This window comes from Streptomyces sp. NPDC020845 (assembly GCF_044334165.1).
Taxonomy (GTDB): domain Bacteria; phylum Actinomycetota; class Actinomycetes; order Streptomycetales; family Streptomycetaceae; genus Streptomyces.
The window spans coordinates 24,448-49,809 of record NZ_JBIRSJ010000006.1 but is presented as its reverse complement, the minus strand read 5'-3'; the positions used below and the strand labels follow the sequence as shown (position 1 = coordinate 49,809).

The 25,362-nt window shown below is 71.7% G+C and carries 20 protein-coding genes; 15 read left to right on the top strand and 5 right to left on the bottom strand.

Annotation, left to right across the window (positions count from 1 at the left end):
• Positions 1-202 precede the first annotated feature (202 nt).
• From uraD to ACH4U7_RS16255, 4 genes are all read left to right on the top strand, one after another.
• Positions 203-718, top strand: coding sequence for a 2-oxo-4-hydroxy-4-carboxy-5-ureidoimidazoline decarboxylase (uraD, locus tag ACH4U7_RS16270; RefSeq protein ID WP_398528565.1), 516 nt, complete (start codon positions 203-205; stop codon positions 716-718).
• Between the two features lie 62 nt (positions 719-780).
• Positions 781-1,176 (top strand): hydroxyisourate hydrolase, encoded by a 396-nt coding sequence (gene uraH, locus ACH4U7_RS16265; RefSeq protein ID WP_398528940.1) that lies wholly within the window; start codon positions 781-783, stop codon positions 1,174-1,176.
• 6 nt (positions 1,177-1,182) lie between these two features.
• Positions 1,183-2,076, top strand: a complete 894-nt coding sequence (pucL, locus tag ACH4U7_RS16260) for a factor-independent urate hydroxylase (RefSeq protein WP_398528564.1) — start codon at positions 1,183-1,185, stop codon at positions 2,074-2,076.
• Between the two features lie 17 nt (positions 2,077-2,093).
• Positions 2,094-3,518 carry an 8-oxoguanine deaminase gene (locus tag ACH4U7_RS16255; protein WP_398528563.1) on the top strand — a complete coding sequence of 475 codons (1,425 nt, stop codon included), beginning with the start codon at positions 2,094-2,096 and terminating at the stop codon, positions 3,516-3,518.
• Positions 3,519-3,611: 93 nt separating this feature from the next.
• Here the strand turns inward: ACH4U7_RS16255 and ACH4U7_RS16250 are convergent, their stop codons facing one another.
• The gene (locus ACH4U7_RS16250; protein WP_398528562.1) at positions 3,612-4,808 is read right to left on the bottom strand and encodes an Ig-like domain-containing protein; all 1,197 of its coding nucleotides are present in this window, start codon (positions 4,806-4,808) and stop codon (positions 3,612-3,614) included.
• 200 nt (positions 4,809-5,008) lie between these two features.
• On the opposite strand from ACH4U7_RS16250, the gene ACH4U7_RS16245 reads away from it, so the two are divergent.
• The 5 genes from ACH4U7_RS16245 to ACH4U7_RS16225 all read left to right on the top strand — a co-directional run bounded on the left by ACH4U7_RS16245 (position 5,009) and on the right by ACH4U7_RS16225 (position 10,960).
• Entirely contained in the window at positions 5,009-6,214 is a 1,206-nt protein-coding gene (locus ACH4U7_RS16245) for a lipid II:glycine glycyltransferase FemX (RefSeq protein ID WP_398528561.1), read from the top strand.
• Positions 6,215-6,528: 314 nt separating this feature from the next.
• Positions 6,529-8,139: a murein biosynthesis integral membrane protein MurJ gene (gene murJ / locus ACH4U7_RS16240; protein WP_398528939.1), complete on the top strand. Its 1,611-nt coding sequence runs from the start codon at positions 6,529-6,531 to the stop codon at positions 8,137-8,139.
• 85 nt (positions 8,140-8,224) lie between these two features.
• Entirely contained in the window at positions 8,225-8,905 is a 681-nt protein-coding gene (locus ACH4U7_RS16235; protein ID WP_398528560.1) for a response regulator, read from the top strand.
• Positions 8,906-8,912: 7 nt separating this feature from the next.
• On the top strand, positions 8,913-10,451 hold the full coding sequence (locus ACH4U7_RS16230; protein ID WP_398528559.1) for an ATP-binding protein: 1,539 nt from the start codon (positions 8,913-8,915) through the stop codon (positions 10,449-10,451).
• Positions 10,448-10,960: a hypothetical protein gene (locus tag ACH4U7_RS16225; protein WP_398528558.1), complete on the top strand. Its 513-nt coding sequence runs from the start codon at positions 10,448-10,450 to the stop codon at positions 10,958-10,960. Before ACH4U7_RS16230 ends, ACH4U7_RS16225 begins: the two co-directional genes overlap by 4 nt.
• Before the next feature lie 84 nt (positions 10,961-11,044).
• On the opposite strand, the gene aceB is transcribed toward ACH4U7_RS16225, so the two are convergent.
• Together aceB and ACH4U7_RS16215 are read right to left on the bottom strand one after the other, a co-directional pair.
• Positions 11,045-12,661 (bottom strand): malate synthase A, encoded by a 1,617-nt coding sequence (gene aceB / locus ACH4U7_RS16220; RefSeq protein ID WP_398528557.1) that lies wholly within the window; start codon positions 12,659-12,661, stop codon positions 11,045-11,047.
• Between the two features lie 106 nt (positions 12,662-12,767).
• Positions 12,768-13,388, bottom strand: coding sequence for an NTP transferase domain-containing protein (locus ACH4U7_RS16215; RefSeq protein ID WP_398528556.1), 621 nt, complete (start codon positions 13,386-13,388; stop codon positions 12,768-12,770).
• A 231-nt stretch (positions 13,389-13,619) separates the two neighbouring features.
• Here ACH4U7_RS16215 and ACH4U7_RS16210 point away from each other — a divergent pair, with 231 nt between their 5' ends.
• The gene (locus ACH4U7_RS16210) at positions 13,620-13,970 is read left to right on the top strand and encodes a DUF5955 family protein (RefSeq protein ID WP_398528938.1); all 351 of its coding nucleotides are present in this window, start codon (positions 13,620-13,622) and stop codon (positions 13,968-13,970) included.
• Positions 13,971-14,063: 93 nt separating this feature from the next.
• On the opposite strand, the gene ACH4U7_RS16205 is transcribed toward ACH4U7_RS16210, so the two are convergent.
• Positions 14,064-14,849 (bottom strand): IclR family transcriptional regulator, encoded by a 786-nt coding sequence (locus ACH4U7_RS16205; protein WP_398528555.1) that lies wholly within the window; start codon positions 14,847-14,849, stop codon positions 14,064-14,066.
• Between the two features lie 580 nt (positions 14,850-15,429).
• Here ACH4U7_RS16205 and allB point away from each other — a divergent pair.
• The 4 genes from allB to ACH4U7_RS16185 all read left to right on the top strand — a co-directional run bounded on the left by allB (position 15,430) and on the right by ACH4U7_RS16185 (position 20,808).
• Complete coding sequence (allB, locus tag ACH4U7_RS16200) at positions 15,430-16,782, top strand: allantoinase AllB (protein ID WP_398528937.1); 1,353 nt, start codon at positions 15,430-15,432, stop codon at positions 16,780-16,782.
• Positions 16,779-17,927, top strand: a complete 1,149-nt coding sequence (gene alc / locus ACH4U7_RS16195; RefSeq protein ID WP_398528554.1) for an allantoicase — start codon at positions 16,779-16,781, stop codon at positions 17,925-17,927. The genes allB and alc overlap by 4 nt, the downstream gene beginning before the upstream one ends.
• A 77-nt stretch (positions 17,928-18,004) precedes the next feature.
• Complete coding sequence (locus ACH4U7_RS16190; RefSeq protein WP_398528553.1) at positions 18,005-18,901, top strand: hypothetical protein; 897 nt, start codon at positions 18,005-18,007, stop codon at positions 18,899-18,901.
• A complete protein-coding gene (locus ACH4U7_RS16185; protein ID WP_398528552.1) occupies positions 18,898-20,808 on the top strand; it encodes a hypothetical protein in 1,911 nt (636 codons plus the stop codon). The genes ACH4U7_RS16190 and ACH4U7_RS16185 overlap by 4 nt, the downstream gene beginning before the upstream one ends.
• Positions 20,809-20,815: 7 nt before the next feature.
• On the opposite strand, the gene ACH4U7_RS16180 is transcribed toward ACH4U7_RS16185, so the two are convergent.
• Positions 20,816-23,992, bottom strand: coding sequence for an NACHT domain-containing protein (locus tag ACH4U7_RS16180; protein ID WP_398528551.1), 3,177 nt, complete (start codon positions 23,990-23,992; stop codon positions 20,816-20,818).
• Positions 23,993-24,148: 156 nt separating this feature from the next.
• Here ACH4U7_RS16180 and ACH4U7_RS16175 point away from each other — a divergent pair, with 156 nt between their 5' ends.
• Positions 24,149-25,327, top strand: a complete 1,179-nt coding sequence (locus ACH4U7_RS16175; protein ID WP_398528550.1) for an NAD(P)/FAD-dependent oxidoreductase — start codon at positions 24,149-24,151, stop codon at positions 25,325-25,327.
• Positions 25,328-25,362 lie beyond the last annotated feature (35 nt).

The following is a 25,362-nucleotide window of genomic DNA, read 5'->3' as shown; positions in this document are numbered from 1 at the left end:
CGACCGGCCGGAAGGCTGCCTGGAGGTCGCGGCCCCTCGGCCGCCGGAGGCCGCCCGGCGGTCGCCCCGTCGTCTCCAGTGTGCCGCCGACGATCGCATGACGGGCAGCGCGGCCCGAGGTGCCACTGTGCGCCTGCGCGCCGGCACCCGAATTTTCAACAAACTGTTGACGTCTTACGGGGGCGGCTCCTAGCTTGCGAGTGTGACTACCAGCGCTCCGCCGGGACTCGCCCGGTTCAACGCAGCGGACAGGCCGGGCGTCGCCGCGCTGCTGCACGAGGTGTGCGCCAGCCGGGCGTGGGCGGCGGCGGTGGCCGCCGGGCGGCCGTACGGCAGCGTCGACGCGCTGCTGACCGCCGCCGAGCAGGCCATGGCGGGGCTGACCGACGCCGACCTCGCCGAGGCGATGGCCGGGCACCCGCCCATAGGGCGGCCGAAGCCCGGCGACGCCACCTCGGCGCGCGAGCAGAGCGGGGTGGGGGAGGCCGAGCGCGCGCGGCTGCTGGAGCTGAACCGCGCCTACCAGGAGCGCCATGGGCATGTCTTCCTCATCTGCGCCACCGGGCGCGGCGGCGAGGAGATGCTGGCTGCTCTCAACGAGCGGATCGGCAACGACGCCGACACCGAACGCGAGATCGTCCGTACCGAGCTGGGCAAGATCAATCGCAACCGGCTGGCCCGGCTCATGACCAGGGACGAGGAGGGAGGGGAGCGGTGACAGCCAAGACACCCGGTACGCACACCACCTCGCACCCGCCGCACCCGCCGCACCCGCCGCACATGTCGCACACTTCGCACACCCCGCACACCCCGCACACCTCCGTGTCCACGCACATCCTGGACACCGCCCTCGGCCGCCCGGCCGCCGGAGTGGCCGTCGAGCTGTCCGTCCGCCCCGCGGGCGACGCGCCCTGGGCGGCCCACGCCGGCTCCAGCACGGACGCCGACGGCCGCTGCAAGGACCTGCCCGCCCTCCCCGAGGGCACCGCGCACGTACGGCTGCGGTTCGAGGTCGAGCCGTATCTCGTGCGCGCGGGACACCCATCAGCCGAGGGGCAGCGGAACGGAGCGTTCTTCCCGGAGGTGGCGGTGGTCTTCGCCGTTGAGCCCGGGGAGCACTACCACGTGCCCCTGCTGCTCAACCCGTTCGGCTACTCCGTATACCGAGGGAGCTAGCACCCGATGCCCACGCTCGGCCAGAACCAGTACGGCAAGGCGGAAACCCGCGTCGTCCGGATCGTGCGGGACGGAGCCGTCCACCACATCAAGGACCTGAACGTGTCGGTGGCGCTCTCCGGCGACATGGACGACGTCCACCTCTCCGGCAGCAACGCCAACGTCCTGCCGACGGACACCACCAAGAACACCGTGTACGCCTTCGCCAAGGAACACGGCATCGCCTCGCCCGAGCAGTTCGGCATCCTGCTCGCCCGCCACTTCGTCACCGGCCAGGACGCCATCCACACCGCGCGGATCCGGATCGAGGAGTACGGCTGGGAGCGGATCGAGACCGCGGGGGCGGCCCGCCACTCCTTCGTCCGTACGGGACGGGAGACCCGCACCGCCCAGGTCACCTTCGACGGAGAGCGGTGGGAGGTGATCTCCGGGCTGACGGGGCTGACCGTGCTGAACTCCACGGACTCGGAGTTCTGGGGCTTCGTCAAGGACAAATACACCACGCTGCCGGAGGTGCGCGACCGTATCCTCGCCACCGATGTGCACGCCCGGTGGCGCTACGGCTGGTGTGCCGATGACGACGATGGTGGCGCGCCTGAGCCGGACTGGGAGCGGGGATACGCCGGGGCCAGAGACGACCTGCTGGCCGCCTTCGCCGAGACGTACTCGCTCTCGCTCCAGCAGACGCTGTACCAGATGGGCGCCCGCGTGATCGAAAACCGGCCCGCGGTCGACGAAATACGGCTCTCACTGCCCAACAAGCACCACTTCCTGGTCGACCTGGAACCCTTCGGCCTGAAGAACGACAACGAGGTGTATTTCGCCGCCGACCGGCCGTACGGCCTCATCGAGGCCACGATCCTGCGGGACGGCGTCCAGCCCCGGATCGCCACCGACTGAAGGGCGCCACGACAGACATGAACCGGACCGCAGAACCGAACCGCACCGCAGAACCGAACCGCACCGCGGCAGCGAAGCGCATCGTCATCGAGAACTGCGCCATCGCGACCGTGGACGCCCACGACACCGAGTACACCAGCGGCCACATCGTCATCGCGGGCAACCGCCTGGAGTCGGTGGGACCGGGCCCAGCGCCCGCCGGCCTCGACGGGGTGGTCCGCAAGGTCGACGGCACCGGCCATCTGGCGACCCCCGGTCTGGTCAACACCCACCACCACTTCTACCAGTGGATCACCCGCGGCCTGGCCCAGGACCAGAACCTCTTCAACTGGCTGGTCGCCCTCTACCCGATCTGGGCGCGGATCGACGAGCCCATGGTGTACGAGTCGGCGCGCGCCTCGCTGGCCATGATGGTCCGCGGCGGCGTCACCTGCGCCATGGACCACCACTACGTCTTCCCGCGCGGCGCGGGCGACCTGCTGGGCGCCGAGCTGCGCGCGGCCAGGGAGCTGGGCGTGCGGTTCACGGCCGCGCGCGGCTCCATGGACCGCGGCGAATCGGACGGCGGGCTGCCGCCCGACTTCGCCGTCGAGACCATCGAGGACGCGCTGCGCGCCACCGAGGAGGCGATCGACGCCCACCACGACCCGTCGTACGACTCCATGCTGCGGATCGCGGTCGCGCCCTGCTCGCCCTTCTCGGTCTCCACCGAACTGCTCCGCGAGGCCGCGGTCCTGGCCCGCCGCAAGGGCGTACGGCTGCACACCCACGGCTCGGAGACGGTGGAGGAGGAGAAGTTCTGCCACGAGCTGTTCGGGATGGGCCCGACCGACTACTTCGAGTCGACCGGCTGGCTGGGCGAGGACGTGTGGATGGCGCACTGCGTCCATATGAACGACGCCGACATCGCGACCTTCGCCCGCACCGGCACGGGCGTGGCGCACTGCCCCTCGTCCAACGCCCGCCTGGCCGCCGGCATCGCCCGCGTCCCCGACCTGCTGGCCGCCGGCGTACCGGTCGGCCTCGGCGTGGACGGCACCGCCTCCAACGAGTCCGGCGAACTGCACACCGAACTGCGCAACGCCCTGCTGATCAACCGCCTGGGCACACACCGCGAGACGGCGCTGAACGCCCGTCAGGCGCTGCGCCTCGGCACCTACGGCGGGGCGCGGGTGCTCGGCCGCCACGAGCAGATCGGCTCCCTGGAGCCGGGGAAACTGGCCGACCTGGTGCTGTGGAAGCTCGACGGCCTCGGCCACTCCACGATCGCCGACCCGGTCGCGGCGCTGGTCCTCGGCCCACCGGCGCCGGTGACCCTGTCGCTCGTGGACGGCCGCCCGGTGGTGGAGTCGGGGCGGCTGCTCACCGCCGACGAGGACGACATCGCGCGCCGCGCCGGCGACGAGGCGCGCCGGCTCGCCCGTATCGCGGCTGACGGCTGACCCTTCCTGCGATCGAGCTCTCCTGGAACCGAGGGCGCGCATGCCGGGCCCGGTCGGCGCGAGGGTGCGCGGGCCGGTCGGCCCGGGGCCGGGTCAGCGCAGGGCGCTCTTGGCCCGCCACTCCTCCCAGCCGACGTTCCAGTCGCCGAAGCCGTTGTTCAGCGCCACCTGCCCCTTGGTCTCCGCGCCCTTGACCTCGAACGGGTCGCCGATCCGCGCCTGGCCGTAGAGCCATGCGGCGTCGGCGTCGCTCATGCCGATGCAGCCGTGGCTCCTGTTGGCCTTGCCGAAGTAGGCGGCGTTCCAGGGCGCGGCGTGCGCGTACGTACCCGACCAGGTCAGCCGCATCGAGTAGTCGACCATCTCGTCGTAGGCGTTGCCGAGGCCGACGGTCTCGGAGTTCATCCGGATGGTGCCCTCCTTGGCCATCAGCACCTCCGTGCCCCGCCAGGAGCCGGTGTCGGCGCCGGGGGTGCCGCCGGAGACCGGGAAGGTCCGTACCGCCTTGCCGTCGCGCTCCAGGGTGAGCCGCTTGCTGTCGAGGTCGACCTTGACCACCTGCCGGGCGCCGACGGTGAAGCCGAGCTTGTAGTCGCGTACGAACCAGCCGCCGCCCGTGCCCGAGTCGGTGCCGTTCAGCCGGGCGTCCAGGGTGACCCGGGTGCCGGGCCGCCAGTACTCCTTGGGCCGCCAGTCCACCCGGTCCTTGCCCGACCAGTCCCGCAACCAGCCCCAGGAGCCCTCGGTGTGGTTGGAGGTGGTGACCTTGAGCTGCTTCTCCACCGCGGCCTTGTTCGCCACCGGGCGGTCGAAGACCAGGGAGATCGGCTGCGCCACGCCGACCGTGGTGTCGCCGCCCGGCCGCCAGTCCACCTTGTTGACCTGGTCGGCCGCGGCGGTGGTGAAGGTGGACTTCGCGTTTCCCGCGGTCCCGCCCTCGGCGCGGGTGGCCGCCTTGACGGTGTAGGTGGTGCCGGGCGCGGCGTTGCGGTCCGAGGTCCAGGTCCGGCGGTCGTCCGACACCGCGCCGCCGAGCCTGCCACCGCGGCCGTCGGTGACGGTCACCGAGGCGAGGGTCCCGCCGCTCGCGGCGACCTTGACCGGCTCGCCCGCCTTCCGGGGTGTGACGGTGACCGTCACCGCCTTGCCGCCACCCGAGCCCCCGCCGCCGACCTTCGCGTCCGCCTTCGCCGGGGCCGACCCGCCGGAGGAGCAGCCGGTCAGCGCGGCGGTCAGCAGGGCGGCGGCGGCCGTGGCCGCGGCGGCGGGGCGCACACGTATCTGGCGCAACGGAAACCTCCGTGAAAGCAGGGGAGATGACGGGACGCTCGGGACTCTAAGCCGCGAAAAGCCCGGGAATCGGCCTTCGCGCCCATGTGACAGCAGCTGCAGAGGAACGGTCATCGTCCGGTCACATTCGCCGAGCGGCGCGGTCATGGGCGGCTGTGAATCTTCCTTGCGTTCCCATCAACGGCACCCGAGGAGGCGCAGTGTCAGCGCTGCTCGTGACGGTGAGCCCTCGTCCGCGGCAAGCCCGGTTGGGGCCCATCAGCCCCGAGGCGTACCGCGCCTTCCTGGCATCCCGCACCGGCTCCGCCCTGGGCCCCGGCTTTCTGCAGTGCCCGTCCTGGGCCGCGGTGAAGGACGGCTGGCAGGCCCAACTCCTCGGCTGGGGCCCGGAGCCCGGCCCCAGGGCGAGGGAGGAGGCGGGGGCGGGGGAGTTGAGCGGGGTCGCGCTGGTGCTGCTGCGCCAACTGCCCGGCACCCGGAAGTACTTCGCCTATCTGCCCGAGGGGCCCGTCGCCGACTGGACCGACCCGGACATCGACGGCTGGCTCGACCCGCTGCTGCGCCATCTGCGCGCCTCCGGCGCATTCGCCGTGCGCATCGGCCCCACGCCCGCCTACCGCAGCTGGACCGCCGCCGCGCTCAAGGCGGCAACCGGCCCCGGGCGCCACCTGTCCGACGTCCTCACCTGCCAGGTCGACCCGCTGGGCACCGTCGTGACCGAGCGGCTGCGCACCCGCGGCTGGCGCCGATGTGGCGACGACGGAGACGGGGCCGGGGACGCGCAGCCCCGCTATGTCTTCCGGGTCCCGCTGGCCGGCCGCACCCGCGAGGACCTGTGGAGCGGGCTCAACCAGGAGTGGCGGCGCAACATCCGCCGCGCCCACAAGTCGGGCGTACGGGTGGAACTGGGCGGCCCCGCCGAACTCCCCGAGTTCTACCGGCTGCTGCGGATCACCGAGGAGCGAGACGGCTTCCGCCTCGGCCGCTCCCTGACGTACTACGAGCGCCAGTACGCGGCCCTCAACGCCGAGGCGCCGGGCCGGATGAGGCTCTACCTCGCCCGGTACGAGGGCGAGATCCTGGCCGCCCACACCATGATCACGGTCGGTCAACGGGTCTGGTACCAGACCGGCTCCTCCGCCGACCACCGACGCGAGGTACGCCCCTCCAACGCCCTGCAGTGGCAGATGATGCTGGACGCTCACGCCCAGGGCGCGGAGGTCTACGACATGCGCGGGGTACCCTCCACACTCGACCCCGACGAACGGCCGTTCGGGCTGATGCGCTGGAAGCTGGGCACCGGAGGCCAGGTCGTCGAGACGCTGGGGGAGTGGGAGACACCATTGAGCGGCACCGCCAACCACGCGCTCTACCGCGCCTTCCAGCTCTACCTGGGCCGCCGATGAGCGCCCCCGCGAACGCGGCGAACCCGGCGGGTCCGGTGGGTCCGGTGGGCCGGGCGGCCTCGGCGGTTGGCGCGCCCTCAGCGGCCGACGCGGCCCCGACGGCCGACGTGGCCTCGGTGGTGGGCCTGGCACCGGCGGCTGACGCGCTCCCGGCGGTCGGTGCGCCCTCGGAGGCGGGCGTGCCTTCAGCGGCTGGCGCGCTCCCGGCCTCCGACGCGACGCCGGCCCCCGACGCGACGCCGCCCGCCGGCGGGGGCCGGGCGGCGGCGTCCGTCGGCCATCGCCCCGCCTCCGTGCTGCGCAGCGGGGCCGTCATGGCGGCGGGGTCCCTGGTCTCTCGCGCCACCGGATTCGTGCGCTCCGCTGTCGTCGCCGCCGCGCTCGGTGTCGGGCTGGCGGCCGATGGGTACGCGGTCGGCAATTCCGTACCCAACATCGTCTACACGCTGCTCCTCGGCGGTGCGCTCAACGCCGTGTTCGTGCCCGAGCTGGTCAAGGCCGCCAAGGAGCATGCGGACGGCGGGGCCGCGTATACCGATCGGCTGCTGACCGTCTGTACCGCGGCCCTGTTGCTGATCACCGCCGGGGCGGTGTTCGCCGCGCCCGCCATTGTCGCGGCGTACACCGACTACACGGGCGGGCAGGCCACGATGACGGTCGCCTTCGCCCGTTACTGCCTGCCGCAGATCTTCTTCCTCGGCCTCTTCACCCTGCTGGGCCAAGTGCTCAACGCCCGGGGCCGGTTCGGCGCGATGATGTGGACCCCCGTCCTCAACAACGTCATCGTCATCGCCGTCTTCGGCCTGTATCTGGCGACGGCCGGCACCGGGGGCACACTCACCCCCGGCGAGACCGCGCTGCTCGGCTGGGGCACGACCGCGGGCATCGCCGTCCAGGCGCTGGCGCTGCTGCCGTCGCTGCGTGCGGCGCGTTTCCGTTGGCGGCCGCGGTTCGACTGGCGGGGCAGTGGGCTGTCCCGGCCGCTGCGTTCGGCGGGGTGGCTGGTGCTGCTGGTGTTCACCAACCAGCTCGCGTACTGGGTGGTGACCTGGCTGGCCACGATGGCCGGGGAGCGCGCGGCGGCCGCGGGGACCGACGGCGCCGGGTTCAGCGCGTACAACAACGCGTATCTGCTGTGGGCCGTGCCGCACGGGATCGTGACCGTCTCGCTGGTCACCGCGCTGATGCCGCGGATGAGCGGGGCGGCGGCCGACGGTGACACCGCGGCCGTGCGGCGGGACGTCTCGTACGCCCTGCGCAGCAGCGCCGCCGCCGTCGTACCCGCCGCCTGTGTGCTGTTGGCGCTCGCCGAGCCGGTGATGGCGGTGGTCTTCCAGTACGGCAGGACCGGCGCGGACGATATCGCGGTGATGGCGGGGGCGCTGATGGCGTTCGCCCCGGGGCTGGTGGCCTTCTCCGGGCAGTACGTCCTCTCGCGCGCCTTCTACGCGCTCTCCGACACCCGCACACCCTTCTTCCTGAACCTGGTGATCTCCGGGCTCAACGCGGGGCTGTCCGCGGCCGCGTATCTGCTGCTGCCCGCGCGCTGGGCGGTGACCGGCATGGCCGGGGCGTACTCGGTGGCGCTGTTCGGGGGCTGGGCGGCCACCGCGTACGTACTGAACCGCAGGCTCCGGCCCGTGCCCCTGGCGGCCGGGCAGGAGAGGGTGGGGGCGCGGCGCGGCGGGCTGTGGCGCTCGCCGTCCGTGGCCGCCCTGGCCCGGCTGTTGCTGGCGGCCGTCCCGGCCACCGCGCTCGGTCAGTTCGCGGCCACCCGCACGGCCCCGCTGGGCCCCCTCGCCGCCACGACGGTGGGTGTGGTGGCCATCCTGCTGGTCTTCGCGACCCTGGCCCGCCCGCTGCGGCTGGCCGAACTGGACGCCGCGCTCAAGGCCGTACCCCGCAAACTGAGCCGCCGGACCTGAGCCGCCGGACCTGATCGGTCGCCGGATCTGAGCCGCCGGATCTGAGCCGCCGCCCCCTCACCTGCCGAAATGGAATACTCCGCACATGCCACGCGTCCTTCTCATCGAAGACGACCCCTCCGTCCGCGAAGGGATCGAACTCGGCCTGCGCCGCCGCGGACACGATGTGCGCACCGCCGCCACCGGGGAGACCGGGCTCACCGCCATCCGCGAGTTCGGGCCGGATCTGCTGCTCCTGGACCTGATGCTGCCCGGTATCAACGGAGTCCAGGTGTGCCGCCGGGTCCGCGAGTCCAGCCAGCTGCCGATCATCATGCTCACCGCGCGCGGCGACGACTTCGACGTCGTGGTCGGGTTGGAGGCCGGGGCCGACGACTACATCGTCAAACCCGCCCGTACCGAGGTCATCGAGGCCCGCATCCGGGCCGTACTGCGTCGGATCGAGGAGCCCGGGGGCCGCCCTGCCGTCGAGTTCCACGGCGACCTCGCCATCGACCGCGCCGGGCTGGCCGTGTCCAAGGCCGGGGAACGCCTCGCGCTCGCGCCCTCCGAGCTGAAGCTCCTGCTGTATCTGACCGCCGCGCCCGAGCAGGTCTTCAGCCGTCAGCAGCTGCTCGAACAGGTCTGGGAGCACAGCTACCACGGCGACGCCCGCCTGGTCGACGCCTGCGTACGACGGCTGCGCCACAAGATCGAGGACGTGGCCGGCAGCCCGCGCTACATACAGACCCTGCGGGGCTTCGGCTACCGCTTCGGACCGCTGTGAGCCCCCGGTGACCCGCTGGAGAGCCCGCATCGGGCTGCGCACCCGGCTCGTGCTCGCCTTCCTGCTGGTCGCCGCGGTCAGCGCGGGCACCACCGCGACCCTCACCTACCGCAAGGCGCGCACCGCGATCCTCGAACAGGCCCAGGACACCGCCGTCTCCTCCTTCCGGGACCGGGTCAGCGACATGGGCATCCCGCTCCCCGTCGAGTCCAAGTCCCTGCAGGAGCAGCTGCGCCAACTCGCCCGGCAGGGCAAGCCGCACCCCTGGGTGGTCTTCGCCGAGTACGGATCGGTCCGGGTCTCCTCCGGCACCAGCCCCGTCTCCACCGTCATCACCCCGCAGCTGCGCCGCGCCGCGCTCGCCAGCCCGCGCAGCGGCAGCTTCCAGCGGGTCGAGAAGCATGGCGACCCCTGGCTGACCGTCGCCGTACCGACGGTCTTCCGGGCCGGGAAGACCGTACGACCCACCGGTCTGGTGCTGTACGCCGTGATGCCGCTGACCGACGAGGAGGCCAACGTCCGGGCCATGGTCACCGCGGCCCGCGACGGGGCCCTGCCGGGGCTCGCGGTGGCGCTCGTTCCCGCGCTGCTGGCCGCGCGCAGTGTGCTGCGCCCGGTGCGCGATCTGCGGAAGGCATCGCAGAGCATGGGCCGGGGCCGCCTCGACACCCGCATCCAGGTCAAGGGCAGCGATGAACTCGCCGACCTCGCCCGCACCTTCAACGAGTCCGCCGTCGCCCTCGAGCGATCCGTGGGCGAACTCCAGGACGCCGAGGCGCGCGCCCGCCGCTTCGCCTCCGATGTCTCGCATGAGCTGCGCACCCCGCTCGCCGGGATGCTCGCGGTCACCGAGGTCCTGGACGAGGACGCCGCCCGCCTCGCCCCCGACACCGCGGCCGCCGTCCGGCTGATCAGCGCGGAGACCGGCAAACTCGCGGTCCTCGTCGAGGACCTGATGGAGATCTCCCGCTTCGACGCCGGGGCCGCCGAGCTGAACACCGACGAGGTCGACGTCGCGCAGACCATCCGCAAGACCCTGACCAGCCGCCACTGGACCGACCCCGACGAGATCGTCACCGACCTGCCAGACGGCATCCGGGCCCGGCTCGACCCCCGCCGTTTCGATGTCGTCGTCGCCAACCTCGTCGGCAACGCGCTGCGGCACGGCGCCGCGCCGGTCGTCGTACGCCTGCGGACGGAGACGGGCACGGGTACGGAGACGGGGCCGGAATCGGGGCCGGAATCGGGTACGGGTACGGGTGCGGGGGCGGAGACGGGCGGAAGGGGGACGCGCCTCGTCACCGAGGTCGCCGACAGCGGCCCCGGCATTCGCCCTGACGCGCTGCCGCATATCTTCGACCGCTTCTACAAGGCGGACTCCGCCCGCACCCGGTCTGAGGGCAGCGGCCTCGGCCTCGCCATCACCCTGGAGAACGTACGGCTGCACGGCGGCACGATCCGGGCGGCGAACGGTCCGCAGGGAGGCGCCGTCTTCACCGTGGAGATCCCCCGGATGAGTGGGACGAGCGGGGAGGCGACGGCGTGAAGCGTCTGGGCAGCCTGCGGCGCCTGGGCTCGGCCACGGTGGCGGCCGCGCTGCTCACCGGCTGCGGGGTGCGGCAGAGCGATGTCGTCGAGGCCGGCGGCCCGGCCACCGTCACCGTCCTCCCCGACGCCGAGCAGCGGGTGCTTCTCTTCTTCGTCTCCTCGGGAGGCCGTCTGACCCCGGTGTCCATGGGGTTCTTCCTGAGCGAGGAGGGGGAGTACGTGGTGCCCGGCGACAAGGTCCTCACCATGCTGCTGGCCGGCCCGAGCGCGGACGCACGCGCGGCCGGGCTCCATACGGAGCTGCCCCGGTCGACGGGGTTCGTGGAGGTGAAGTCGGCCCCGGACCAGGTGTTCGTCAGGGTTTCGATCGCGGTGCGCGGCCTCAACAAGACGGCCGTGCGCCAGCTGGTCTGCACGGCCGCGTACGTCGACGGCGGCGACGGCGACGCGGAGGTGATCATCGCCGGCGACGACGGCAGGCTCCCGGCTGTGCACTGCGATGCGTGACGCCGAGGGGCTCTGCGCCCAGCCCCGAGGGGCGGGACACAGAGCCCCTGTGCGGCTCCGCCGGGTGCGGGCCGCGGGCCCGGCTCAGCGCAGCAGCTCGTACGCCGGCAGCGTCAGGAACTCCGCGTAGTCCTCGTCCAGCGCGACCTTGAGCAGCAGATCGTGGGCCTGCTGCCAGTTGCCCGCGGCGAACGCCTCCGCCCCGATCTCCTCGCGGATCGCCGTCAGCTCCTCAGCCGCGATGGTGCGGACGAGACCGGCCGTCGCCTTCTCGCCGTTCTCGAAGACGACGCCCGCGTTGATCCACTGCCAGATCTGGGAGCGGGAGATCTCGGCGGTGGCGGCGTCCTCCATGAGGTTGAAGATGGCGACCGCGCCCAGGCCGCGCAGCCAGGCCTCGATATAGCGGATGCCGACCTGGACCGCGTTGCGCAGCCCCGCCGAGGTGGGCTTGGCGTCCAGGGAGGCGATGTCGATCAGCTCGGCGGCGGTGACCTGGACGTCCTCGCGCAGCCGGTCCTTCTGGTTGGGCTTGTCGCCGAGCACCGCGTCGAACGAGGCGCGGGCGATCGGGACCAGGTCGGGGTGGGCGACCCAGGAGCCGTCGAAGCCGTCGTTCGCCTCGCGGTCCTTGTCGGCCCTGACCTTCTGATACGCGACGGCGTTGACCTCGGGGTCGCGGCGGGAGGGGATGAAGGCCGCCATGCCGCCGATCGCGTGGGCGCCGCGCTTGTGGCAGGTGCGGACCAGCAGCTCGGTGTAGGCGCGCATGAAGGGGGCGGTCATGGTGACGGCGTTGCGGTCGGGGAGTACGAAGTCGGGCCCGGCGTCACGGAAGTTCTTGACGATGGAGAAGAGGTAGTCCCAGCGCCCCGCGTTCAGCCCGGAGGCGTGGTCGCGCAGCTCGTAGAGGATCTCGTCCATCTCGTACGCGGCGGTGATGGTCTCGATGAGCACGGTGGCGCGGATGGTGCCCTGGGGGATGCCGAGGTGGTCCTGGGCGAAGACGAAGATGTCGTTCCAGAGGCGGGCCTCGAGGTGCGACTCGGTCTTGGGGAGGTAGAAGTACGGGCCCTTGCCCTGGTCGAGCAGGCGCTGAGCGTTGTGGAAGAAGTAGAGCCCGAAGTCGACGAGGGCGCCGGGCACGGCGCGGTCGCCGGCCCGCAGATGGCGCTCGTCCAGGTGCCAGCCGCGCGGCCGGGCGACGACGGTGGCGAGCTCTTCGGCGGGGCGCAGCGCGTACGCCTTGCCCTCGGGGGTGGTGAAGTCGATGCGGCGCTGGTAGGCGTCGATCAGGTTGAGCTGGCCGTGGACGACGTTCTCCCAGGTCGGCGCGGAGGCGTCCTCGAAGTCGGCGAGCCAGACCTTGGCGCCCGAATTGAGCGCGTTGATGGTCATCTTGCGGTCGGTGGGGCCGGTGATCTCCACCCGGCGGTCGTCGAGCGCCGCCGGGGCGGGGGCGACGCGCCAGTCGGCGTCCTCGCGGATGTGGGCGGTCTGCGGGAGGAAGTCAAGGGTGCCGGTTCGGGCGATCTCGGCGCGGCGTTCGGCACGGCGGGCGAGCAGTTCGTCGCGGCGCGGGGTGAAACGGTGGTGGAGCTCGGCCAGGAAGGCCAGGGCCGAGTCGGTCAGCACCTCTCCCTGCCGTTCCAGCGGCTCGGCGTCGACGATGGCCAGCGGGGACGGTGCTGGTGCGGACATGGGCGGTCACTCCTCGGGCGACACAGGGCGAGACATTTGGGCTTCTGCGACTTCTGCTTAGTGGATACTAATTTCCTCATGGCGGAACTTCAACGTTCTGTTGGACTCACTCCAGCCGTTTCAGGTCCTCCGGGGTGTCGATGTCATCGGGCCGGGCGATATCGGAGCAGTCGACGAGCGTGACCTCCGACTGATGCTCCTTCAGATAGGCCCGTGCCCCGCGATCGCCCACCGCACTCGCCGCGACCTCCGCCCAGCGCTCGGCGCCGAACAGCACGGGATGGCCCCGCCGTTCGCCGTACACCGCCGAGGCCAGGCACGACGGTCCGTCGTACGCCGCCGCCACCCGGGCCACCGCCGCGGCCCCGATCCCCGGCTGGTCCACGAGCATCACCAGCGCCGCCCCCGCCCCCGCCCTCGTATCGGCCAGTGAGGCGAGCCCGGCCCGCAGCGAGGAGCCCATGCCCTCGGCCCAGTCCGGGTTGTCGATCAGCGTGCATCCCGGGAGTTCGGCCTTCGCCCGTACGGCCTCGGCAGCCGCGCCCAGCACGATATGCACCGGTTCGCAGCCGCCCTCCCGCAGCGCCCGCACCGCGTGCTCGACCAGCGGTCTGCCCCGGTGGGGCAGCAGCGCCTTCGGTCGCCCGCCCAGCCGCCTGCCGCCGCCGCCGGCCAGCAGCAACCCGGCGACCTGCGCTTTGTTGTGTGATGTGTGACCTGTTGGCATTGCCTACCGCTCATCCCTTCTTGATCCCCCTATGTCTCCCCCTATCGCACCCGGTCTGATTTTCGCTCTCCGTATGGCGTGTCGCGCACAGAGTGGCGTTAACTGATCCGCGGCCTCTCGCGTCCGATCGACGCGTCCAGGGGTCATGGGGAGAAGGGGGCAGGCTTCGTGCAGAGGGGTGCGAGGGCGAGCAGGACAGTCATGTCCGACGATCACATGAGACGCCGGGGGATGCCCGGCGCCTGGTCAGTGGAGGGCGCCGCGGTCGTGGAAGACAGGCGAGTGGCCGGCACCGAGGAGGATCCCAGAGCGGCGGAGCTGCGCCGGGCCGTCGCCCGGCTGCGGCGCGAACTCGCCGCCCACCCGGCCGACTTGCCGGACCGGGCCATAGCGGATGACGAGCTTGCCGCGCTGGACGCCATGGCGTGCGAGGGAGTGCCCGAGGTGCCCCGGCTGCGCCGCGCCCTGCTGCTCATCGCGGGCGCGCTCGGTTCGGTGAGCGCACTGGCGCCGGCGCTGAGGGGGGTGCGTGCGGCGATCGACCTGTTCGGCGATGTGCCGCAGGCAGGGGGGAGGGGCTGAGGGGCCGGGGCGGGACCCCCGGGAGGGGCTGAGACGGGAAGCGCCGCCGGTACGGCTCGACACGGCACCGGCGGCGCGCCAGTACCGCCGCCGTCAGGCGGAGCCCGTGCTGGCGAGCGCGGTGGACAGCTCGGCCGCGACCTCCTTGAGGATCGGCACGATGTCCCGTGTGGCCTCGTCCGTCACCCGCCCGGCCGGGCCCGAGATCGAGATGGCGGCCGCCGTGGGCGAGTCGGGCACGGACACGGCGAGGCAGCGCACGCCCATCTCCTGCTCGTTGTCATCCACCGCGTAGCCCAGCTCACGCACCTGCCGCAGCGCCTCCAGGAAGGCGTCCGGCGAGGTGATCGTCTTCTGGGTGGCGGCCGGCATACCGGTCCGGGCCAGCAGCGCGCGCACCTCGTCGGCGGGCGTGTCCGCGAGCAGCGCCTTGCCGACGCCGGTCGTATGCGGCAGCACCCGCCGCCCGACCTCGGTGAACATCCGCATCGAGTGGTGCGAGGGCACCTGCGCGACGTACACCACCTCGTCGCCGTCCAGCAGCGCCATGTTCGCGGTCTCGCCGGTCGCCTCCACCAGCCGCGCCAGATAGGGCCGGGCCCAGGTGCCCAGCAGCCGGGAGGCGCTTTCGCCGAGCCGGATCAGCCGGGGGCCCAGCGCGTAGCGGCGGTTCGGCTGCTGGCGTACATAGCCGCAGGCGACCAGGGTGCGCATCAGGCGGTGGATGGTGGGCAGCGGGAGCCCGCTGCTGCCGGAGAGCTCGCTCAGCCCGACCTCGCCCCCGGCGTCGGCCATCCGCTCGAGCAGATCGAAGGCGCGCTCGAGGGACTGGACGCCGCCGGAGTTGGCAGCGGCGGTCTTGGGCTCGGCGGACGGCACGTCGACGGTTCCTTTCGCGGCAGGTGAAACCGGCCCCCGTATGGCTTAGACCGTCCGGCAGTAGGGCCCGCGGCGTCGCGTGCCGATGGGCGGCGCCTGGCCGCACCCCGCTCGTCGCACGCAGCGCCGCTGCGCTCTCCTCACGGGGCACGCCCATGCTTGCCCCTCGACCCGCTCCTTCTCCCGCGCTCCCTACTGCCGGACGGTCTCGCCCCGGCCGACCGGCCAACGGGCAGCCTACCCTTCCCCAAGCTCTCGGCTCCGCTCGAGCGGGGGAGACCCCATCTCGGCCGGCCAGGTTCTGCGCTCCGAAAATCGCCTTCCATTCTATGTACGGCCGTCTTGTGCCGGGGGCGCGGCCGGTGGGGTCTTGACCCGGCGGGCGGCTCGGTGAACACTCCTGGAACAGAAAAGTGTTTCCGCTTCGCGGAAAAATCGTGCTGATCTGAAGAGTCTGCCAAGGCTGAACCGAAGAGTCTGCCAAGAAGAGTCTGCTGAGAAACGGAGGGCGCGGGTGTCAGACGCGGATCCGGACCTGGACCTGGTGTTGCGCTCGACCCGCGTGGTGACCCCGGAGGGGATGCGCGCGGCATCGGTCGCCGTCTCCACGGCCGACGGAACGATCTCGGCCGTCCTGCCGTACGACGCGGCCGTCCCGCCCGGGGCCCGTCTGGAGGACTTCGGGGACGACGTCCTGCTCCCCGGTCTCGTCGACACCCACGTCCATGTCAACGACCCGGGCCGCACCGAATGGGAAGGGTTCGCGTCCGCCACCCGCGCCGCCGCGGCCGGCGGCGTCACCACCCTCGTCGACATGCCGCTCAACAGCATCCCGCCGACCACCACCGTCCGCGCGCTGGAGATCAAGCGGGCCGTCGCCCGCGCCGCGGCCCATGTCGACATCGCCTTCTGGGGCGGCGCGGTCCCCGGCAACCTACGAGACCTCAGGCCCCTGCACGACGCCGGAGTCCTCGGCTTCAAATGCTTTCTGCTCCACTCCGGCGTGGACGAGTTCCCCCAGCTCGCTCCCGCCGAACTCGACGCGGCGCTCGGCGAGATCGCGGGCTTCGGCGGCCTGCTCATCGTCCACGCCGAGGACCCCCAGCTGATCGACGGGGCCCCCAGCCCCAGCGGCCCGCGCTACGCCGACTTCCTCGCCTCACGCCCGCGCGAGGCCGAGAACCGGGCCATCGCGGGACTGATCGAACTCGCGCGGAAGCACGCCGCCCGCGTGCACATCCTCCATCTGTCGTCCGCCGAAGCGCTCCCCCTGATCACCTCCGCCCGGAGCGAGGGCATCGAGATCACGGTCGAGACCTGCCCGCACTTCCTCACCCTGACCGCCGAGGAAGTCCCCGACGGCGCAACCGAGTTCAAGTGCTGCCCGCCCATCCGCGAGGCCGCCAACCAGGACGCGCTGTGGCAGGGCCTGGCCGACGGCACCATCGACTGCGTCGTCTCCGACCACTCGCCGTGCACCGCGGACCTCAAGGTCGGCGACTTCGGGCAGGCATGGGGCGGCATCGCCTCCCTCCAGCTCGGCCTCCCCGCGGTCTGGACCGAGGCGCGGCGGCGCGGCCGTACGCTCCCGGATCTCGCGCGCTGGATGTCCACCGCCCCCGCCGCACTGGTCGGCCTCGCGCACAAGGGGGCCATCGAGCCCGGCCGCGACGCCGACTTCGCGGTCCTCGCGCCCGAGGAGACCTTCACCGTCGACCCGGCCGCGCTCCACCACCGCAATCAGGTGACCGCCTACGCCGGGAAGACTCTGCACGGCGTCGTACGGTCCACCTGGCTGCGCGGCCGGAAGATCGCCGACCACGGCACCCCGGCCAGCCTCACTGAACCCACCACTGACCTCACCGACCCCACTGGACCCACCAAATCCCCCACACCCCATGGCCGACTCCTGGAAAGGCAGCACCGCACATGACCGCGCCGATCCCCCGCTTCACCGGCGACGCGAGCCCGTACGGCGGCGGCGACCCGTACGCCGACTACCGCACCGCGGACCTCCCCTTCACCCATCTCGCGGACCTGGCCGACCGGCGGCTCGGCGGAAGCGTCATCGCGGCCAACGACGAGTTCTTCGCCGAACGCGAGAACCTGCTGCGGCCCGAGGCCCCGCACTTCGACCCCGAGGACTTCGGCCACAAGGGCAAGGTCATGGACGGCTGGGAGACCCGCCGGCGGCGCGGCGCCTCGGCCGAGCAGCCGCACCCCGCCGCCGACGACCACGACTGGGCCCTGATCCGCCTCGGCGCGCCCGGCGTCATCCACGGCGTCGTCGTCGACACCGCCCACTTCCGCGGCAACTACCCGCAGTCGGTCAGCGTCGAGGCGACATCGGTGGAGGGCTCCCCGTCCCCCGAGGAACTGCTCGCCGACGAGGTGGAGTGGACGGAGCTCGTCCCCCGCACCCCGGTGGGCGGCCACGCGGCCAACGGCTTCGCGGTCGCGGTGGCGCGCCGCTTCACCCACCTCAGGCTCAAGCAGCACCCCGACGGCGGGATCGCCCGGCTGCGCGTGCACGGCGAGGTCGCCCCCGACCCCGGCTGGCTCACCGCCCTCGGCACCTTCGACCTGGCCGCCCTGGAGAACGGCGGCGCGGCCGAGGACGCCTCCGACCGCTTCTACTCCCCGCCCGCCAACACCATCCAGCCCGGCCGCTCCCGCAAAATGGACGAGGGCTGGGAGACCCGCCGCCGCCGCGACCAGGGCCACGACTGGGTCCGCTACCGGCTCACCGAACAGGCCCGGATCCGGGCCGTCGAGATCGACACCGGCTGCTACAAGGGCAACGCGCCCGGCTGGGCCACGCTGTACGTCCTCGACGCCACCTCCGGCGCCGACCCGGCCGACCACACGGCCCCCGGCTGGACCGAACTCCTGCCCCGCACCCGCCTCCAGCCCGACACCATCCACCGTTTTCTGCTCGACGCGGCCCCACCCGCCACCCACGTCCGCATCGACATCTTCCCGGACGGCGGCGTCGCCCGCCTGCGGCTGCACGGCACGCTCACGGAGGCGGGCGCGAGCCGGCTCGCGACGCGCCATACGGAGCTGAACCGGGGCTGACCAGGGCTCAGATGGGATGATGCGGCGGGCACTTGGGGCCGGGGGCGTTGTCATACCTCCCCTATAAGGTGCCTGACATGGAAGCCGTGGCCCTGGAACAGACCCTGCGCGATCACACCGACGATCTCGGCGCGTGGCGTGTCTACGGTGACCGGCTCGTCGAGCAGGGCGACGCCCGGGGCACGCTGATCCCACTGGAACAGCGCCGCGCGCGTGCCCGCCCCGCCGATCGCGAGCCCCTGGAGCGCGAGATCGCCGCGCTCGTGGACGAGCATCAGCAGAGCTGGGACGCGGCGCTGCCACTGGGGGTGACCGTCGTGGCGCGCCGGTACGGCTTCGCCACGACGGTCGCCGTCGAATGGTCCGACGACGCGCCCGGACTGATCGAGCAGGCCCTGCGGGAGCGTTTCGTGACCGCGCTGCGGATCACACCGCCCGCCGAGGCGGACGAGGACGACTGCGACGACTGGGACTACGACGAGGAGGAAGACGAGCTGACGCCGCCGCCCATCGAGGCCGGGGCTCTCGCGTCGCTCGACCTCAGCCGGCTCGTCGCGCTCGACCTCTCGTACCTCCGTATCGGCGACCCCGGCGCCAAGGCGCTCGCGGCGGCGACCGGGACGGGGCGGATCCAGGCGCTCGACCTGCGATACTGCGGCGTCGGCGACACCGGGCTCGCCGCCCTCGCGGCCTCCCCGGGCCTCGGCGAACTACGTCGTCTGCACCTCCAGAGCAACGGGCTCACCGCTGAGGGCGTGCGCTCGCTGCGGCGCTTCGTACACCTCACCGAGCTCGACCTCCGCTACAACCCGATCGGCGCGGAGGGGGCGGACGCCCTGCTCGCGGCGCCCTTCATCAGCTCGCTCACACGGCTCCTGCTGTACCGCGCCGATGTCTCCGACGCGGGTGCGCAGAAGCTGGCGCTCGCCCCCGAGCTTCCGTCCGTGCTGCGCAGCTTTTGGAGGAGTGTGTGAGCGCCGAGCTCCGCGACCGTTTCTTCGCCCTGTCGACCGGCGGGGCTCCCGCGGACGAGGTCGCCCGCTATCTCGCCGAGGTCGACGCGGTCGACACCGAGCCCGCCGCGACGCTCGACGGGCTCGGGATCTCCTGGCACCCGACGGTGCGTTTCAAGGCGGTGCGCTTCGTCGACGCCGAGCGCATCGACGCCGATGTGCGCGAGCTGTTCGCCCGGCCCAGCCAGGAGGCCCCGTACCTGGCCGCCGTCTTCGTCGACCCGCGCGAACTGTCGTTCCGCACCTTCGAGAACATCGTGCCGCTCGACCGTCTGCTCGCGGACACCCCGCTCGACCTCGATCTCACGCGGCGCGCGGAACTCGCGGAGGGCGCGTACTCGTTCTCGCTGCGGCTTCCCGCCGCCGCCCGTGGCCACCTCGAGCGCCTTGACGCGCTCAACCTCTACGTGCCGCCGCTCAACTCCGGCTCCCGCGGCGGCGAGCGCTTCATCTTCCACTCCGCGCAGCTCGCCGAAGCCCTCACCAAGGCGGTGGCCAAGGCGCTGCCACAGCCGCTGCGCGACGGCTTCTCGCATGTGAACCCGGTCTTCCGGTGCAACCGCTTCGAACCCGGAGACGCCAACTTCCACCGCCACCGCGACACCCCGTACTACGACGCCGAGCGCCACCACGTCTCCCGCTACACCCTCCTGCTCTACCTCACCGGAGGCTCGGCCACGCCCGCCCTCGACCTCACCGGCGGAGTGGCGCTCGCTGAGATCGAGCCCTTCACCTGCGTCATCTTCGACCAGCGGTACGAACACGAGGGCGCGCCCTACGACGACGGCCGCAAGGTCTTCCTGCGCACCGAACTCATCTTCACGTTCACCGAGTCCGAGGTCACCCACGATCCCGAGATCGGCGCGCTGTTCGGCAAGGCCTGCTACTGGACCGGCGAAAGCGTCTTCGCCCCCGAACTCGCCCGCCACGCCGACGCCTACTACAACCAGGTCGCCGCCGCGCACTGGAGCGCCCTCACCCCCGGCGCCGACCGGGAGCCCTTCGTCCACAAGCAGTTCCGCGGCGTGCATTTCGTGGCGAACGGCTATGACTTCTGGTTCGCCAAGAGCGACAAGCTCTCACTCGCCGAGTGCGCCGCGATCACCCTGCTCGACTACTTCAACTGCAAACTCGGCGACACCTCCTTCCGCGCCCTGTGCCAATCGGAGGTGATCGAGGCCGACGAAGCCGACGCCGCCGCCTGGATCCCCGGCTTCCTTCAGGACAAGCGCGGCGATTCCGCCGTCCCGCCGATCGACAAGTCCCTCCTCTTCCCCGAACCGGAAGAAGCCAACAACGAGTGCTGCCCGTTCCACAGCTGGGCGGCTTTCGACGCCACGCGCAGCGAAGACGTCATCGAGCTGTACACGCAAGCTCAGACCTTCGCGAAGGCGCACATCCTGCCGGCGCCCATCGTGATGCTCGGCGAGGATGTGCTCCTCGACCCCGACAAGTTCGTGATCCGGGGCAACTCCATCCACGTCCTCGGCAAAGAGTCACTGACCCCGGTGAACTTCGCCGCCTGCTGGAACGCGGGCGGCCTCCCGGGGAACTACATCGATATCGCGGCCACCGTCGACACGGCACACTTCCTCGTCCCGCCGATCTTCTTCACCGAGTCCGACGACTGCTACCACTTGCGGTTCGACTTCTTCCGCAACTCCTGGATGGTGAAGCACCAGCAGGTCACCATCCCCGTCCCCATGGTCCAGGACGGGGTGTGCGACGACGGCGATCCCTACCCCTGGAGGTACGCCGTCGACGAAGTCTCTCTGTTCACCGACAACGCCTCTGACCGGGGGAAGGCGGACCTCTGGTGGGTGGACAATCCGGCGGTGGAGGACGAGATGCGCGACGTGTTCGACTGATCCGAGCTCACAGGTAGCGGAGCTGTATGCCCGGCCCGAGGTGGTGAGTGCCCGTGACGACCTGCCCCTGGCCCACGTCGACGGTGAGGCGGGGGTGGGCCGGGCGGCCTGCCAGCGAGGACAGGTCCAGCGGGCCGGGGTGCGGGCCATGGCACATGCCGAAGAACACCGAGGTGAGCGAGGAGATCGCATGCAGGGGGCTGAGGTCGGCGGGAAGGGCGCAGTCGTAAAGGCCCAGCTTCTTCACACCGAGACCGGCGGCGGGCAGGGCGCGAAGCCACTCGGTCAGATCGAATCCAGCCAGACGTAATTGCCTGACGCTGGCGATCACGGCCGAGTCCATCATTCCTCGCAGTCTCCCCGTGCCGTCCAGCGAAAGGTAGTCGAGTTGCGGCAGACGGTCGAGGAATCCCAGATGAGGATCGGCCGGAAGGTTTCCCAGCGCGAGGTGGCCCAGCGACTGCGGTAGTGGGATCTCGGTCAGCGGGGGCAGAGCCGACCAGTAGTTGAGATGCAGGTGCCGAAGGCGGGTGAGCCCGCCCAACGCTTCGGCGTTCCTCAAGGGGCCGTTTCCATTGACCACAAGATAGGTCAGCTCTGGACGGTCGGCCAGTGGGCTGAGATCGTTCTCGTCCACGAGCCGAGGGATCGACAGCGAGGTAAACCGGGGAAGTTCCTTCAATGCGGCAAGCCCGGAAGCGAACGGAAAGTTGATCCCTATCCTCCGCGCTGACCGCAGTCGCGTGGCCGCGCCCCACTGGCTGGGATGGGAGAGATGCAGGGCGATGTCATCCAGCGCAAGCTTGGCCAGCACGCGTCGGGCGTACTCATCGGGGTCGAAGTACTGCCAGGCCTGGACGAGTTCCCGATGTACGTCGATGCGCGCGTCCTCGGCGTAGCCATTTAGCAAGTCCAGCGCGGCCCCTCCGCCGATGAGTGCCGCGGTGCGCACCGCCGCCCTGGCCGCGGTCTCGCTGAGCCCGTCGAGCGTGCTCGGCAGCCTGCCGAGCACCGGATCCCCCACGGCCGCCAGCGACTCAGCGTCGCGCCGTCGCCGTGGCGGCACCAGCACGCCGAGATTCACGTCCAGCCGTTCGTCCAGCCCGACGGGCACCGACTCCATCGTCTCCAGACAGGACGCCGCCAACAGCCGTAGCCCCCGCGCATGACGGCGCTCCGCCTCCGCGCGGTCGAGGATGCCGGTGATCAGCTCCTCCCGCTGGCCGCGGTTGGCGTGCCCGGCGGCCATGATGATGGTCTCCCGCCAGGTGTCCAGATGGGCCCGCTCGATCAGATTGCCGATGCGGTCCTCCTCCGCCGCTTCCTCGGCCGCCAGGTACTCCTGGAAGCTGCGGTGCAGGAAGTCGATGCGGTCGTCGGCAGGGGCGCGGAGCACTCCCGAGCGGGTCACCAGATGCTCCAGGGCGTGCCCGCCCTCGATGTCCAGATGGCGCATGGACCTCAGCTTGGCCGCCACGTGGTCGAGCGCCTTCTCGCGGGCGATCTCGCTGCGGTTGTTGTCCGACAGCCGCCAGGCCAGATCGCGCAGCAGGCACAGCTTGTCGGTGAGGCTCAGCCGTACGTCCAGGGCGCTGGGCACCCCGCGCTCCGCGTCGCGGCGCTGCACCAGCAGCTCCAGGGCGATCCGGTACAGCTCCATGCGGTTTCGCGGCAGCCGGCTGCGCCGCCCCAGGTGGAGCGCGCACAGCAGGGCGGCCAGCAGCGGGTTCGCGGCGAGCGCGAGCAGATGGGGGCGGTCCTGGAGGCTGGCCACGAGCGCCCGTTCGTAGTGCGGCAGCTCTTCCGGTGCGCATGGGGCGTCGCCGGAGTGGAGTTGTACGGCCTGATGCCACTGCTGGACGAAGGCGCGCAGGTCCGCGGGGGTCATCCGTTCAAGACCCACCGGGGCGAAGCCCTCCGACCGCAGCCAGTCCCCGCCGGCGGCCGTAGGCCGGGTCGTCACCACGGCGCGGGTGTCCGGGTAGGCGCTGAGCAGCAGCCGGAGCCAGTCGCGGACCTTGCGCCGTTCGCTCGCGACGATTTCGTCAAGACCGTCGACCAGGAGCAGGATCCGGCCCGCCTGGAACTGGCGGTCCACCCACGCGGCGGGCATATGGCCGGTCAGTGGCCCGGCGGCGACGTCCAGCAGCTGTTCGAGGCGGGGCAGCTCGCGTGTGGCGTAGTGGCGGAGCTTGACGAGGACGGGGACCAGGCCGTTCCAGTCGGCGAGATCGCCGCCGAAGGAGCCCCGTGCCGCGGTGACGGCCAGCCAGTTGAGCAGCGTCGTCTTGCCGGAGCCCGCTTCCCCGCGCAACAGCACACGCGGCGACTGTTTCAGCGCCGCCTCGACCCGTACGGTCGCCGACGACTCCTGCTCGGCCGTGTCCCATGCGCCGATGCCGGTCCGTAACCGGTCGGCGGACCCATGGCCGGTCCGCCGGGCCGACCGCCCCTCGTCCGTGCTGACCCGCAGACTGATATAGGCGACGGACAGCTTGGTACGCGGAGCCTGCCCCGCCGTGAAGCTGAACAGCTCCACCTCGTCCATGGTGCGGCTGATGAACTCCAGATACTCGTGACGGAAGGCGGCGTCCTGATCCGCGCCCTGCGGCGCGTACAACGATCTGACGGGCAGCCGCTCCAGCACTCGGCTCAGCTCCGAGCCGAGCTCGCCGACCCGCCCCAGCAGCTCGGTGACGCCCCGTTCGGTGAAGACCGGCAGACGGCGCAGGGTCTGCACATAGCAGTCGCAGCACTCGGCCAGCAGCAGCTCGTAGAAGCGCGTCTCGACCTCGCCGAGACCGGTCGGCGGGGGAGCGGCGGTACGGACGCGCCGGGCGAGCTCGGCGGGGTTGGCGTCGGACCCGAGGATCGCGGTGTCGGACAGGTCCGCGTGGGCGAAGGCCGCCGTCACGGCATCGAGCGCCGCCTGCCGTCCGCCCTCGTCCAGGCCGCGGAACTCATGCCCGCAGATCGGCTCGAGCCGCGCCGCGACCGCGTCCGCGATCTGCTCGAACTGCCGCTCCACGCCCCGCTGGGCCCGCAGCCCCGGTATCCGCCGCCGGATCAGCGCGGACATGTCCATCCGGCTCTCCTGCTCGCGCGTACGCGGGTCGAGCCACATCCGAACGGCGCGCGTCGCCAGCGTCCGCCCCAGGTTGATCGCCGCGACCTCAGCGCTCACGCCACTCCGCCCCTTCGAGGTGATTGTCGAGTACCAGGATTCCCACGTACCAGGATTCCCCGGAGGGGTGGCGCGCGTCACATCGACCTCATGTCACGTTCGGCCGGGCTGCTTGCATCCCGTGGTCGTCATCAGCAAATGAGGGAGGACGGAACGATGAGCGCACACCGTGTGGTGGTTCTGGGGGCGGGGTACGCGGGGATGGCCGCGGCGGTTCAGCTCGGGGCTCGGGTCAAGGGGCGCGAGGATGTGCGGGTGACCGTGGTGAACGCGCAGGAGCGGTTCACCGAGCGGCTGCGGCTGCACATGACGGCGACCGGGCAGCCGCTCGCCGAGCTGAGCGTCCCGGAGTTGCTGGAGGGGACGCGGGCGGGGTTTGTACGAGGCTGGGTGACGGCGATCGCCGCCGACGCGAAGAGGGTGCGGGTCGATGATGACCGGGTTCTGGAGTACGACACGCTGGTGTACGGGCTGGGCGGTGTGGCGGACACCTCGGCGGTGCCGGGGGTCGAGGACTACGCGTACACGCTGAACAGCGCGCAGGATGCCGAGGTGTTGGCCGACCGGCTGGCGCGGCTCGGCGGTGGGACGGTGGTGGTCGGGGGCAGCGGGCTGACTGGGGTCGAGTCGGCCGCGGAGATCGCGGAGCGGCATCCGGAGTTGAACGTCGTGCTGCTGGGCCGGGGCGAACCCGGTGCGGCCATGAACCCGAAGGCCAAGGCGTATCTGCAGGCCGCGCTTCAGCGCCTGGGTGTCGAGGTGCGCAGCGGGGTCGAGGTGGCGAAGGTGCTGCCCCATGCGGTGGAGCTGGCGGGCGGGGAGAGCGTCGCCGCCGATGTGGTGCTGTGGACGAGCGGTACGCGGGTGTCGCCGCTGGCGGCTGCCGCCGGGCTGACCGTCGACGAGCGCGGCCGAGTCGTCACGGACACCGCGCTGCGTTCGGTGTCGCATCCGGAGGTGTACGCCGTGGGTGACGCGGCGGCGATCCGCCAGGGCTACGGCGTGATGCACGGCACCTGCCAAGGGGGCATGCCGACCGGTGTGCACGCCGCGCTGTCGATCGACCGTGAGCTGAAGGGCAAGCAGCCCAAGCCGTTCCGCTTCGGCTACTACCACACGCCGGTGAGCCTGGGCCGTAACGACGCTGTTGTGCAGTTCACGCACCCCGACGACAGCCCCCGGCGGATATATCTGACCGGTCGCTTCGCGGCCAGGTATAAGGAGACGGTGACTGCTTCGCCCTGGCCGACGTATGGCCGTATGAAGAAGATGCCCGCTTCGGGTGCGTTCTGGCCGCACGGTGGCCGCTTCACCCGGATCCGGGGGGCGCGGTGAGCCACCCTTTCCCGGACACCTCCCCGGACCCGTCC